The 12,325-nt window shown below is 37.9% G+C and carries 16 protein-coding genes and 1 tRNA gene; 7 read left to right on the top strand and 10 right to left on the bottom strand.

What is annotated here, in order from left to right:
* Window positions 1-157 precede the first annotated feature (157 nt).
* From J2755_RS11510 to J2755_RS02460, 5 genes are all read right to left on the bottom strand, one after another.
* Window positions 158-1,015: a sensor histidine kinase gene (locus J2755_RS11510; protein WP_342591049.1), complete on the bottom strand. Its 858-nt coding sequence runs from the start codon at window positions 1,013-1,015 to the stop codon at window positions 158-160.
* Window positions 1,016-1,039: 24 nt separating this feature from the next.
* Window positions 1,040-1,792, bottom strand: coding sequence for a hypothetical protein (locus J2755_RS02445; protein ID WP_209679180.1), 753 nt, complete (start codon window positions 1,790-1,792; stop codon window positions 1,040-1,042).
* A 695-nt stretch (window positions 1,793-2,487) separates the two neighbouring features.
* Window positions 2,488-2,560, bottom strand: a tRNA-Gln gene (locus tag J2755_RS02450).
* 51 nt (window positions 2,561-2,611) lie between these two features.
* Window positions 2,612-3,013 carry a hypothetical protein gene (locus J2755_RS02455; RefSeq protein ID WP_209679182.1) on the bottom strand — a complete coding sequence of 134 codons (402 nt, stop codon included), beginning with the start codon at window positions 3,011-3,013 and terminating at the stop codon, window positions 2,612-2,614.
* Window positions 3,014-3,022: 9 nt separating this feature from the next.
* Window positions 3,023-3,343 carry a DUF2551 domain-containing protein gene (locus J2755_RS02460; RefSeq protein WP_209679864.1) on the bottom strand — a complete coding sequence of 107 codons (321 nt, stop codon included), beginning with the start codon at window positions 3,341-3,343 and terminating at the stop codon, window positions 3,023-3,025.
* A gap of 126 nt (window positions 3,344-3,469) precedes the next feature.
* Here J2755_RS02460 and J2755_RS02465 point away from each other — a divergent pair, with 126 nt between their 5' ends.
* Window positions 3,470-3,943 (top strand): hypothetical protein, encoded by a 474-nt coding sequence (locus J2755_RS02465; RefSeq protein ID WP_209679184.1) that lies wholly within the window; start codon window positions 3,470-3,472, stop codon window positions 3,941-3,943.
* 1,232 nt (window positions 3,944-5,175) lie between these two features.
* Here J2755_RS02465 and J2755_RS02470 read toward each other — a convergent pair.
* On the bottom strand, window positions 5,176-5,652 hold the full coding sequence (locus J2755_RS02470; protein WP_209679186.1) for a hypothetical protein: 477 nt from the start codon (window positions 5,650-5,652) through the stop codon (window positions 5,176-5,178).
* A gap of 143 nt (window positions 5,653-5,795) precedes the next feature.
* On the opposite strand from J2755_RS02470, the gene msrA reads away from it, so the two are divergent.
* Together msrA and J2755_RS02480 are read left to right on the top strand one after the other, a co-directional pair.
* Window positions 5,796-6,284 carry a peptide-methionine (S)-S-oxide reductase MsrA gene (gene msrA, locus J2755_RS02475; RefSeq protein ID WP_209679189.1) on the top strand — a complete coding sequence of 163 codons (489 nt, stop codon included), beginning with the start codon at window positions 5,796-5,798 and terminating at the stop codon, window positions 6,282-6,284.
* Entirely contained in the window at window positions 6,281-6,811 is a 531-nt protein-coding gene (locus J2755_RS02480; protein WP_209679192.1) for a DUF2115 domain-containing protein, read from the top strand. The genes msrA and J2755_RS02480 overlap by 4 nt, the downstream gene beginning before the upstream one ends.
* 3 nt (window positions 6,812-6,814) lie before the next feature.
* Here the strand turns inward: J2755_RS02480 and J2755_RS02485 are convergent, their stop codons facing one another.
* The 3 genes from J2755_RS02485 to bcp form a co-directional block, all read right to left on the bottom strand.
* On the bottom strand, window positions 6,815-6,994 hold the full coding sequence (locus tag J2755_RS02485; RefSeq protein WP_209679194.1) for a hypothetical protein: 180 nt from the start codon (window positions 6,992-6,994) through the stop codon (window positions 6,815-6,817).
* Between the two features lie 197 nt (window positions 6,995-7,191).
* Window positions 7,192-7,608, bottom strand: a complete 417-nt coding sequence (locus J2755_RS02490) for a nuclear transport factor 2 family protein (RefSeq protein ID WP_209679197.1) — start codon at window positions 7,606-7,608, stop codon at window positions 7,192-7,194.
* Between the two features lie 206 nt (window positions 7,609-7,814).
* A complete protein-coding gene (gene bcp / locus J2755_RS02495; RefSeq protein WP_209679199.1) occupies window positions 7,815-8,297 on the bottom strand; it encodes a thioredoxin-dependent thiol peroxidase in 483 nt (160 codons plus the stop codon).
* 85 nt (window positions 8,298-8,382) lie between these two features.
* Here bcp and J2755_RS02500 point away from each other — a divergent pair, with 85 nt between their 5' ends.
* Complete coding sequence (locus J2755_RS02500) at window positions 8,383-8,661, top strand: ACT domain-containing protein (RefSeq protein WP_209679202.1); 279 nt, start codon at window positions 8,383-8,385, stop codon at window positions 8,659-8,661.
* A gap of 13 nt (window positions 8,662-8,674) precedes the next feature.
* Window positions 8,675-10,036 (top strand): PFL family protein, encoded by a 1,362-nt coding sequence (locus J2755_RS02505; protein WP_209679866.1) that lies wholly within the window; start codon window positions 8,675-8,677, stop codon window positions 10,034-10,036.
* An 8-nt stretch (window positions 10,037-10,044) separates the two neighbouring features.
* Here the strand turns inward: J2755_RS02505 and J2755_RS02510 are convergent, their stop codons facing one another.
* The gene (locus J2755_RS02510) at window positions 10,045-10,575 is read right to left on the bottom strand and encodes a shikimate kinase (protein WP_209679205.1); all 531 of its coding nucleotides are present in this window, start codon (window positions 10,573-10,575) and stop codon (window positions 10,045-10,047) included.
* A 126-nt stretch (window positions 10,576-10,701) separates the two neighbouring features.
* Here J2755_RS02510 and J2755_RS02515 point away from each other — a divergent pair, with 126 nt between their 5' ends.
* Both J2755_RS02515 and J2755_RS02520 read left to right on the top strand, forming a co-directional pair.
* Window positions 10,702-10,908: a hypothetical protein gene (locus tag J2755_RS02515; RefSeq protein WP_209679208.1), complete on the top strand. Its 207-nt coding sequence runs from the start codon at window positions 10,702-10,704 to the stop codon at window positions 10,906-10,908.
* Window positions 10,909-11,074: 166 nt separating this feature from the next.
* Entirely contained in the window at window positions 11,075-12,205 is a 1,131-nt protein-coding gene (locus J2755_RS02520; protein ID WP_209679212.1) for an MFS transporter, read from the top strand.
* Window positions 12,206-12,325 lie beyond the last annotated feature (120 nt).

Genomic DNA, 12,325 nt, shown 5'->3' on the forward strand with positions numbered 1-12,325 from the left:
TGATAGTCTGATCAAATAATGTGAATTTCCGGGAATACGCTTCCAGATATCAACGGTTAACGAACATAAAACAATAAATACTTAAGCCCTTCCATTTTGAAAAGTGGGAGTGGGATGAAAAAATCTGCCCTTTCAGCAATCAAGCAAACCCTATTCCTTATTTGGAAATTGGAATTGTAAAGCTAAATGTGCTGCCTCTGCCAGGCTCACTTTGTACAGATATGTTTCCTCCATGCATTTCTATCAGATTTTTAACAAGGGTAAGGCCTAATCCCGTTCCTTCCGCTTTGGTGGAAGAAGGCACTCCTGCCTGCTCAAAGGGCTCAAAAATCCTTTTTTGTTCTTCTTCGGGGATTCCTATGCCATTATCTGAAACTGATATCCGGAGGAGACTATTCAGGGCTCTTGCTCTTATTTCAATATATCCTCCAGTATTTGTGAATTTTACTGCATTGCTAAGGAGGTTGTATAACACCTGTCTGAGTTTTTTCTTATCTGCTAGAACAAATGGCAGGGAATTATCGAAGTTGATCTTGACATCAAGTTTTTTCTCAGTTGCAAGAGGATAAATCAGTTGGTTGGCCTCTGAGAAAACATCGTTAATATTGACAGGAATCAGGTCAAGTTTAAGCTTACCAGCACTTATTTTGGAAATATCCAGGAGATCATTGACCAGGGCAAGAAGGTGTTTTCCACTTCTTGAAATATTTTTAATATACTTATGTTGCTGATCATTAAGAGAACCAAACTTTTCATCATCAAGTATCTGGGAAAAACCGATTACTGAATTCAGAGGCGTGCGAAGCTCATGGCTCATTTCAGCAATAAACTCACTCTTCGCTTTATTTGCTGCATGTTCTCTGATTAATGTTTCAGAAAGGAGTTGTTCAGATTCTTTTCTTTTTGTTATGTCTTCTACTACTCCTTTAATTTTGGATAAGGAACCGTTGTTATCGAACTCAACAACTTTTCCTTTGATGGAATGCCATTTTATTTCACCATTTTCTAATGTTATCCTATAGTCGAGTTGGAATACGTCCTACTCTTTTTTAATACAGTTTTCAATGGCCGTTGTAAGAAATTCCCTGTCATCTGGATGAATCTGATTTATGTAGAGCTCGTAAGGCATTGGGTTGGTTGAAAAGCGAATTTCATCTTTTATTCCCAACAACCTTTCCAGGGATTCATCGCAACAAATTTCCCATTCCGGGAGTTTGAGTTCCCACCAGCAGAAGTTTCCAATTTTCATTGCATCCTGTATATGCAAATGGTAATCCATCTGATTCCTTTTGGGTGGGTTTAAATCTTCCAGATGATTTAAGAACGATTCCAACAAATTTACATTAAAAGAAGTTGGTAGATCAGGCTTTTTGCTGAAAAGCTGGACATATAGTTTTTCGCCACTTTGGAAAAACACGCTATAATCAAAAAACAATAGTAAATTGGTGGTATCGCCGGAAAGATATTCGCTGTCTTCATATTCTATTTTTGCAACAATACTGTGGCTTTCCGGAAAAACAGCTATTATTCCAGAGGCAAGATCTGGTAAAAAAGCATCAATTTCGCCATTATGTTCTAAAAATTTGTTTACTAGGGTATAAAATGAATTAACAGCACAAATTATGTTTTCTTCATTATCTTTCCCCGAAGTCAGGTTATTCTGTACAAATGCACTTTTACTAAATGAAGAAAGAAAGGATAGTGACTTTATATCCGGAAATATTCCTTTTTCTTTAGGGTTCCCCACCACCATTTTAACCACGTTCACAGAACTTAGTTCGATTAATCTCAAATATATTATGAAATCATGCCATTAATAATGTTTTTGTTATTTTTAGCAAGAGAAAATTTCTTTAGCATAATAGTTCATTCGGGAAATCTATGTATATTCTTCCGACATTTAATTTCTATATGCCAAGGAAAATGAATTTATCTATTTACATTTATGGTGGAAATTGATTTCGTAACAGGTGCAATTTATGGACAAAAAGAAAAATAATGGTCTCATTTTGATGGCGGGAGCTCTTGTAACTATTATGTTTTATTGCTCTTATTGGTTGTATGAATATTTGAAGATAAATCCAAGTATAGATGAATACGTTGCAAGTCCTGAACTAAATTTTTTCGTAATTGTTATCGGAACGCTTATTATTTGGATTCCTTTAATTTACTATCTAACTCCCAAAGAGTAAAGGCGAAGTTTAAACTTTGCCTCACTTTGCACATGGATCTTTTCTATGGGCTTTACAAACTCAAATACTTTCACTTATTTTTAGAAACATAATATGTAGTTTCATTATGTATTCATTATAATGAATATAATTTAAAATAATCTATGTGTATAAAATGTCAAATCAAATTTAGTCATAATTATAGATGACAATATCTGCTTTTTTTCAATTTATTCATAAAGAAATTTAAGCCTCAAAAACTGAAGTCAATCTAATCATTCATCAATGACTAAAATTATGGCAATTAAGAAAAAGGTAGCCCGGCACGGATTCGAACCGAGGTTGCGGGATCCAGAGTCCTGCATGATTGACCACTACACTACCGGGCTGCAATGAAGTGTACTCTACATTGAATAATTTCTATATAAAATTATCGCCAATTAGTCTTCTTCTGAGCCCTGATTCAGGACTGCAGTGAGCCACCAATTGGCCATATCTATGAGATCCTTGCTAAATTGGCTGGATAAGTGGTACTCGCCTTTTTTATTCGTGATAAGGCCGGCACCTAACAGTTTATTCCTCATTGCATAAAAAGAGGAGCGACCGACGTCAAGCTCGTCCATTACGACTTGCCATTCACTTATCTTCAGCGGGTTGCCACTGTGCTGTCTTTCCTCAATCAAATCAAGAAACTTTTGACCTCTTGTAGCAGTAGCATCTTCCTGAAAAATACGCCTCATAAGGCTATAATAGGGATCTCTGGAACGGGTTATTCGTGAAGCAGCATCTGAGCGTACAACTATGGTGGTAGAGGTACGCGGAGCATCTTTTACAGCAACCATGAGAAAATCTCAGGCAGAAACCGGCTCTTTTGATGCCAATACATTTTGAATTAAATCGATATATTCTTCCTTAAGGGAATATACGATTGGAGTCTTGTAGGATTCCTTATGGGAGCGAAGAATTCCAAGTCTTGAGTGTATGTAACCTACCATGGAGGCCACTGCACTGCGTGAAACTTCAAATTCTTTGCTGATGGCTCCGTGGAGTTCATCAACTGTGGACTGCTTTAAATTCAAAATAAGAGATAAAACGTGTCTACGCAACCCACTAACGTCAAGTTCAACAAATTTCTTAAGGCGCGCTTTTATCTTGGATCTTATTGATGTCATTGACGTGTCCATAGAATTGCCCCTCGCTATGTAGTTAATAGTTACTTGACCATTAACCTATTTATATGTTTGTAAAGTAATCATGATGTAATGCAGGAAAATTTAGGGGTGCCTTTAGGAGAAAATATGGAATACAATCCTGAAGAAAACATTCTCTGGATTGCCAATGATCGCTATAAACCTGAAACCTGCGAGATTGGTGACATTGGTAATTGCATTAGATGTGGAAATGAGCTTGAAACTCTCAGTTTTCATGAGGTAACGCCATTCAATGCAATTGCTGCCAGATGTACGTCATGCAATAGACTATTGCTTTCTATTTATGATTCTGATTGGAGTTGGTATAAAGAAGTGGATCTGTCCAGGACTACGAAGGTTGTTGATCAGGATCAAAAACCTACTGATCTGGATGAGCTCTCCGGATTGCAATTATTAGAAGCAATACCCGAAAACGCTTTAAAGACTATTTTTTCCCCAAGGGAGGTGGAGGCCATGTTTTCAAGGGCAAGAGGGGAAAAATATGTTCGTCAATATCTTTATAATGCCCGGAAAAAATACTCTCGTTTTGCAGATGTTTTTGGCATATTGATAGATGTTTGATTCTTGGCAAGTCAACACTTATGTCAGTTGATTGCTGTCCTCTTCATTAAAGTATATTATTAATTATTCACTATCTCAAGTACTTTATATAATATATATTTTTTATTATGCGCTTTCCGTTTGTAAATGTACTATAAATAAATTACATAATAAATAATAGTGAGTTTAAAGGCAACTATCAAAGAATTACGTGTTGTATTAGTCATTTAATCTATTTTGCTTCTCGACAACTTTCAAGACTAGTTATTAAATAATTCAATTTATATCAGTATGTTATAATTATATGGATTTATTTTTATATATTATTTTTTAGAATGAATAGTGTACATTCTCAGGAACAAAAATACATATATTCGCATAGCCAAATAAAATAGCTATTTTCCTTTAGAAAGTGACTTTTTTTAATAAGTTAGTTGACTTCGGCCAAGTGAGTAAACTGACCAAAAGTTGACTTCACTCAACTCATCAAAATCCGAGTAAACTCGACCTTCACAAAACAACAAATTTTAGTCTGTTAGTCGCGGCACTTTTTCGAGTAAAGCCAAAATCCGAAAATAAAATGAAAGTTCTCTATTCCTACATACTATAGTCTATTTCAAATATTCTTGAACTCAACCTATGTTTTTCTTAATATATCTATTCCATAGTTTATGTGAATGGGGTGTATGTCACCTAGCACCCCCACATTTAGTGCAGAAAAATACTGGAAAAGCAAATATTGCACAAAAATTGGATTTTGGATCACATAGTATGTGTAATACTTGTATTTGGTGCTTTATCCCCGGGTGTCTTCATCTAACCTAGGGTCAAATATCATTAAGAAAATTTTAAATTTAATAAAATTTATTCATATGTGTACCTATGTGTTATGCGGAATTTTTGATATGTGTAGTGTAGGGGCTGCGGCCAATATCTGTGTATATAAAAATAGGCACATAAAAACCACTTCGCAAATTATTTTTACAAAATGAGTACACAAAGTTATCTATTTTTATAAATATCTAATTCTAAGTAGGCTTTTATCTCTCGCGAAAACATCGTGATGGGATATATGCATTATGATGTATACGTCATATTATTATGCGGACATAATTATTATATTTTTTCAATAAAATGTAAGAAATATGCTCCATAACATAGCTAATTAATAATCACTAGTATAACATATATTACATATGCCATTCAATTACAATCATTATTAATTAATCACATCTTCAAATATAAATAAACCGTTACTCTACGGCAAGACGTGAGTAACGGATGTCAAGAACGCCATTATTGCATGTTGAAACTGCACTTGAGGGTTCTACAGAACATGGAAGTTCGATTGTTTCTGAATATATTTCATCCGGAAGATCAATTTCAACAAAGACTGTTTCAGGATCCGATTCAAAGGAGACATTTCCTTCATTTTGTCGGGTGTCGATAGTAACATAAACTTCGTCATCGCATTCGACAATGTCTACAAGTGGGTGAAGGCCGTCAACAAACATATCCTTTTTGTCTTCCGGCTCTGATGGTAATACTTTTATTCCAAAAACTGAGGGTTTTTCGCCACCATTCTGGATTACAGAAAATCCATACACAAATGGCTGATCTTCAGATATTTCGGAATTTATTTTCTCAAGGATAAAGCTAATAAATTCGTCAAGTCCATTGAACGAATCTTGTTTATCATCGTCCTTGCGATCGTTTTTATCTATTTCCATTTTTACCACACTCTCCTGATGAACCCAGTAATAAAAAAAGAAAACACAAGTAGTTCGTATTTAGGCGAACATGTTATATAAAGACGATGGTCAAGAAAATGAATATATAAGGTGCTACAACATATGATATTGGGGTTATTTTTATGTCAGAACCAGATCTTTCAGGATCAAAATATCAGATTGCAACTTTTGCTGCAGGATGTTTTTGGGGTGTAGAATCCGCATTTCGTAAGGTTGAAGGCGTTGTCTCAACAACAGTTGGATACACTGGCGGAAGCACGCAAAATCCTTCGTATCAGGATGTAAGTACAGGAAAAACAGGCCATGCTGAATCTATAAGGATTGTTTTTGACCCTGAAAAAGTGAGTTATAAACAATTATTGGACGTGTTTTGGAGCATTCACGACCCGACAACTTCCAATCGACAGGGACCTGATATTGGCAGTCAGTACAGATCTGTCATATTCTATCATGACGCATTACAGGAAAAAGAGGCTATTGAATCAAGAGATACTTTATTGCAATCCGGGAAACATGGATCCAAAATAGTGACTGAAATTGTTTCGGCATCGGATTTTTTCCCTGCTGAAGAGTATCACCAACAATATTTCGAAAAAGCCGGATATTTATGAGCAAAAGTGAGGATGAGGGGCTTTATGGTGCTGCCGATAACGAGACTCTTCTTAAGGGGTTGAAACATCAGGCTTCTCGCTTTAGCATGTTTGATATTATAAAAATAAGGGCCTACATGATTGACAATGTTAAGCATCTGCCTGAAAAATATCAAAAAACCTATTCAGTAGACCTATTTGAGTATCTTTATCGAACATTGCATGAGATAAAGGATGCTGAAATCTCCGACTCAAAAGTGAGTCTTGATCGGGATAAACTAAAAGAAACCAATGCATGTATTGATAAGTTAGCTGCCAACGCAAAACATGATGAAGTAATGTTTACGAACTTTCTCCGGACTGTAGCCCTGTATCTGATCTTCATTGGAAACAAGCCAATTCACCCTCGGGGCATGCAGTTTCCTGGGGGATTGAAAATCATTTTCCGGGATAATGGATATTACTGCCCGGCTAAAGAAAAGCAAAGTGAAATAGAAATGGCCTTGTGCAAATTCTGCATTTGCAAAGACCTTAATGAAATTGAGTGAATCTTAAAAGTTGGCTTTATCCACTGGTCTTTTAAAAAAAGCGCTTGCTACGCCCATGGAATCAATTGGGGTGGCAAACTTGACCAGTTCCCAGCCATCAAGACCCATGGAATTCAGATCCTCTTTTGTTTCTTCCCAGTTCTCAGTTCGTATTTCCTTGATTTCATATTCCCAGCATGCCATACAATTGCACCTCAGATGTTTGTGTAAAATAAGGGTGCATTGGATGGTATATAACAGTTGTTAAAAATTTAATTTGCTTGAAAATCAAGCAAATTTGGTTATAGTTTAGTCCAACATCTGAATGCTAAAGCCTCTAAATTCATTATAGGAGAGGAGAAGTAGCTCTCCACATCCTTCGTAAACAATTCAGTTAAGATTTAGGCCCAGCCGATTTGTTGAAGGGTAATTGTATCGTTCCATATTTTAGTCATATGTTTGATTAAATTCCCTTCAAATTTCATTAAATAGGTATAATCTGCTGCAGCAGCTCTTCCGGTTGGTGGTACAGGACCTCCGGGACCTGTTTGTGTTCCATGGAATATGGCACATGCCGCAACGCTGTTTCGTTCTTCATCCTCCGCAAAGAAGAGCAGTTCATAATGGCCGTCTGGTAATGGTGTCAGCAAATCTTTCATCCAATTAGTATAGCCTTCAACTGTGTCTATTCCCTCAAGCACTGCGGTCTGGGCTGAGAATGCTGCATCTGGATGGCAATATTTCTTGCAACCCTCCCAGCCCTTTCCGGTTTCACATGCTTCGTAAAACTGTCTGGCAGTTTCTAATATTTCGCTCATACTTCAACCTCCATGTTTCCCTAAATTCTACCACATATAAGGGAAACAAAATTTAGTTATTAAAAGGTTGTAGTTCATGGATTATAAACTCATGGGGATAGTATTTTCTAATGCCATTATCTCCATAAATTTCGATTGTTTGCACTCGACAAAAATCGAAACTTCACAATAATATAATTTTGTATAGAAAAGTATAAAGTCAGGCATTAATTACCTGACACATCAATTAAAGTCTCAAGAACATCTTCTGCATGACCCTTTGCTCTCACTTTGTTCCATACATTTGCTACCTTGCCATCTGGATCAATAAGGAAAGTTGTCCTCACGGTTCCCATGTACTCTTTTCCGGCCATCTTTTTTAGCTGCCAGACATCATAGAGTTTGTTAACTTCGACTTTCTCATCCGAAAGTAATGTAATGGTGAGTTCTTTCTTTTCGCGGAAGCGCTGGTGTGAAGCAGTGCTGTCCTTGCTTACTCCTAAGATTACTGCGTTCCTTTCCTTGAATTTGTTTTCAAGGCCTGTGAATGCCATTGCTTCAAGTGTGCATCCCTGCGTATTGTCTTTGGGATAAAAATACAAAACAACCCATTTACCATTGAAATCATTCAGGCAAACCTGGTCTCCATCCTGGTCCGGAAGACAGAATTCCGGAGCTTCCTGTCCTTCTATTATTGAAGATTTACTCATTTAATTCGCCACCATATAACAACTATCTTAAACAAAGAATCCTTTTTATTGTCCATAACATTTGCTGATAATCTGGAGAATTTTCATGGCATCCACACGATTCATTATTACTGTCATAGGTATCGACAAAGTAGGTATTGTAGCAAAAGTAACCGGAATAATGGCAGAACACAGCGTTAATATCGTGGATATCAGCCAGACAATTATGGAGGATCTTTTTACCATGATAATGCTGGCCGAAGCCAGGGAAGAAAACTTTGACTTAAAAGGATTCCAGACGGCCATGCAAAAAACAGGCGAAGAACTTGGTGTTGATATTCGGGTTCAGAATGAAGATGCATTCAGGTTCATGCACAGGATCTAATCGGAGGCTTGCCATGCTTGTACACCCTGAAGAAATCATGGAAACAATCCAGATGGTGAAAACTGAGAATCTGGATATCAGGACAGTAACAATGGGAATTAACCTTCGGGATTGTGTCCATCCTGAAATCTCACAGTTTAATCGGAATATACACAACAAAATTGTAGAATATGCTCATGATCTCGTTTCCACTGCCGAGGACGTTGAAAGCTTGTATGGCATTCCTATTATAAACAAACGTGTTTCTGTGACCCCTATTGCATCCATTGCAGCTAAGTTCAACAAAGAAGATTTCATTTCCATTGCCCAGACACTTGATTCTGCCGCAGCAGAAGTAGGTATCGACTTCCTTGGGGGATTCAGTGCTCTGGTACACAAAGGCATGACTCCGGGGGAAAAAACATTAATCTCTGCAATTCCGGAAGCCCTGGCAAATACGGAAAAAGTCTGCTCTTCTGTAAATGTAGCAACTACCAGGGCAGGAATAAATATGGATGCTGTTGCATTGATGGGCAAGACTATCAAGGAAGCAGCACAGCTAACTGCCGACAGGGGTGGAATCGGATGTGCCAAACTTGTAATTTTTGCCAACGCTCCTGAAGATAACCCTTTCATGGCAGGAGCTTTTCATGGGATCGGTGAACCGGATTGTGTCATAAATGTGGGTGTAAGCGGTCCTGGAGTCGTTAATGCAGCTGTAAGGGAGCTTAAAGATCCTGATCTTGGTGAAATTGCAGAAACCATAAAGAAAACTGCATTCAAGATTACGCGTATGGGTGAAATGGCTGGCAGGGAAGCTTCAAGAAGGCTTGGAGTGGAATTCGGAGTTGTAGATCTTTCTCTTGCCCCCACGCCGGAAGTGGGAGATAGTGTCGCTGCAATTCTTGAAGCAATGGGGCTTGAAAGCTGCGGAACCCATGGGACAACTGCAGCACTTGCTTTGCTAAATGATGCAGTTAAGAAAGGAGGATCTATGGCATCTTCTTATGTAGGTGGTTTGAGTGGTGCCTTTATTCCGGTAAGCGAAGATGCCGGGATGATAGCAGCTGTTGAGAGAGGTTCTCTTGATCTTGCCAAGCTTGAAGCCATGACCTCGGTTTGCTCCGTTGGTTTGGATATGGTGGCCGTGCCGGGAGATACTCCGGCTTCAACTATTTCCGCAATTATAGCTGATGAGATGGCAATTGGGATGATAAATCATAAAACCACCGCAGTTCGGATAATTCCTGCACCCGGAAAAACAGTTGGAGATAGTGTTGAATTTGGTGGTTTGCTTGGAACTGCGCCGGTCATGAGCATTCATGACTTCAGTTCAGAAGAATTTGTCAAAAAGGGTGGGCGGATTCCTGCTCCAATCCAGGCACTCACAAACTGACGCTTATATTATGGTTTGTGCCTTACCAGCAGATCTTTTTTGTTTGTAAGACAGGTAAGAATGCCATTAACGGCATCACCTTTCCTGGAAAAACCCCTGAGATCAACAGTTATGTCAGCATATTTTCGATAGAGCTCGCGTCTTTCCAAAAAGAGTTCTTTAAGCGTTTGATCCTTTAATCCTACAAGGCCTCTTTTGTTTGGATTTCTAATGCGACTTGAAATGTGGGAAAATGAGTCTTCAAGAAGTACGATTGTAGACCACTCCTTAAGGTAAGACATTGCTTTTTCAGAATAGATTGCACTTCCTCCGGTAGAAATAAGATAGTTTTCACCGGGTTTCAGGGATAATATTACTTCCTCCTCTGTTTTCATGAGCCCATCATCGCCGTGTGTTTCAATGAAGGCCTGCAATTGAGAGCCGGTTTTCTTCTTAATGAGTTCATCCACATCAATAAACTCAAGTCCCAGATTTTTAGCAATAATACGCCCTAATGTACTTTTTCCCACACCGGCCATTCCAATCAGGGTAATGCTCATATTTTATGATTAAACGCTCCATACTTAAAATTGTAGCTATAAAGAAATTAATATACGTTCAAAAAGATCAGTCAGCTTTATACATCAATAATGCATATTATAATGATAGCTCTAGGAGGCTGTGGTATGGAAAGAAGTATAATCAATAGCTCAGAGCATCCCAACACTCATGCTGGACATGCATTACAGATGCTGGCAGATTTCAGTGTCGCAACCCCTTCAGGAACAATTCAGGGAAAAGCCGGAGACTATATCCTTAAAGATAACAAAGGATTTGTTTCTGTCTTAAAGAACAATTCTTTCAGACGTCAATATCGCATTGTTCGTCAATAATCACTTTTTATTACTCATTTTCTTTTCCCCTTGAATGCTTCTGAGCGTAAGCTTTTTTGTTTTTACCCCATGAAAATCTGTGAGTTCACTTTCAGTATGCTAGAGTAATAGTTATTAATGAACCAAACCTTTTGAGGAAGGCTTTTGCTCTCAACAGGTGTTAAAAATGGATCGCGACAGGTTACTCATATATCTTTCAATTTTTGTAATAATGGGCCTGTCTGATGCCGTTATTCCCGTACTGCCGGAATTTGCTGATCTCAGTCAGCATAACTCCGGGGCATTTGTGTCTACCCTCCTGTTTTCAGCTTATTTTTTTGGTGCGCTTATTACGATGCTCCCTTTTGGCATCTTATCTGAAAGACTCGGCCACAAAAAGTTACTTCTTGTATCCATGGTTTTAACAGTTACTTCGGGATTTTTGCTTTTTCTTGCCGATAATATAGTATTGTTGATTTTTGCACGTCTTTTAGAAGGTACTGCATGCGGTGCTTTTTTCCCTTCTGCTTTTGCAGTTCTTGCAACTTACAAGAAAAGAAAGCAGTATATAGGGGAATTTTATTTCCTTTTGAATGCCGGTCTGGCAAGCGGAGTTATTATCGCCGGTACACTGGCTTCAATAAATTTCAAATACGGAATTGCTTTCTTTACAATATTATCCATAATCCCGTTTGGAGTCGCAGCATTGAATTTTTATAAAGGGGATCAAATGGCTGCATCCATAAAGAAGGACATTAGAGTGGAATTACGGGATAAAGTTCATTCTTCTTTTAACTTAATGATAAGAGGGCCCTTCATTTACATATGGATAGCAAATTTCGCACTTCTTGGTGCCAATGGTGTGCTCCTTGCTCTTTATCCTGAATATAGTATGCATTTCCTTTCAAAAAATGATTTGGGATTTGCAATTGGAGTTACGTATGTTGCAACCATGATTTCTTCTATTGTATCACCATATTTACCTCTTAAGAATTTAGATCTTGTGCGTATCGGACTGATTGTTGCAGCAATAGGCACCTTCCTTGCAATTTCGATGCCTTTTTCAGGATTTATCCTGCTTGGCCTAGGATCTGGATTTGCGATGGTGGGGCTACCCACAATCCTGTCGTATTTGAGTAATGAACGGGGAATTATCATGGGAGTATACAGTACCTGTAGCTATGCAGGACTTGCGATAGTACCGGTAATTGCGGGATTGTTTATTGTTTACCCTGGATTTGAATTTGTTTTTACTGTTACTGCCCTAATTCTCTTTGCAACAATAGCGGTTACCGGAAAATTCACTTCTCGCTTATAACAAGACTTTTATAGTTCAAATGATTACATCATAATAATAATAATGTGATCTGGTTTCTCAGAAAAATATTGGAGTAAACTTTCGCGAAAGAGTTTATTGAGCTATTATGTAGCTTACCCG

This window comes from Methanohalophilus levihalophilus, assembly GCF_017874375.1.
GTDB lineage: Archaea > Halobacteriota > Methanosarcinia > Methanosarcinales > Methanosarcinaceae > Methanohalophilus > Methanohalophilus levihalophilus.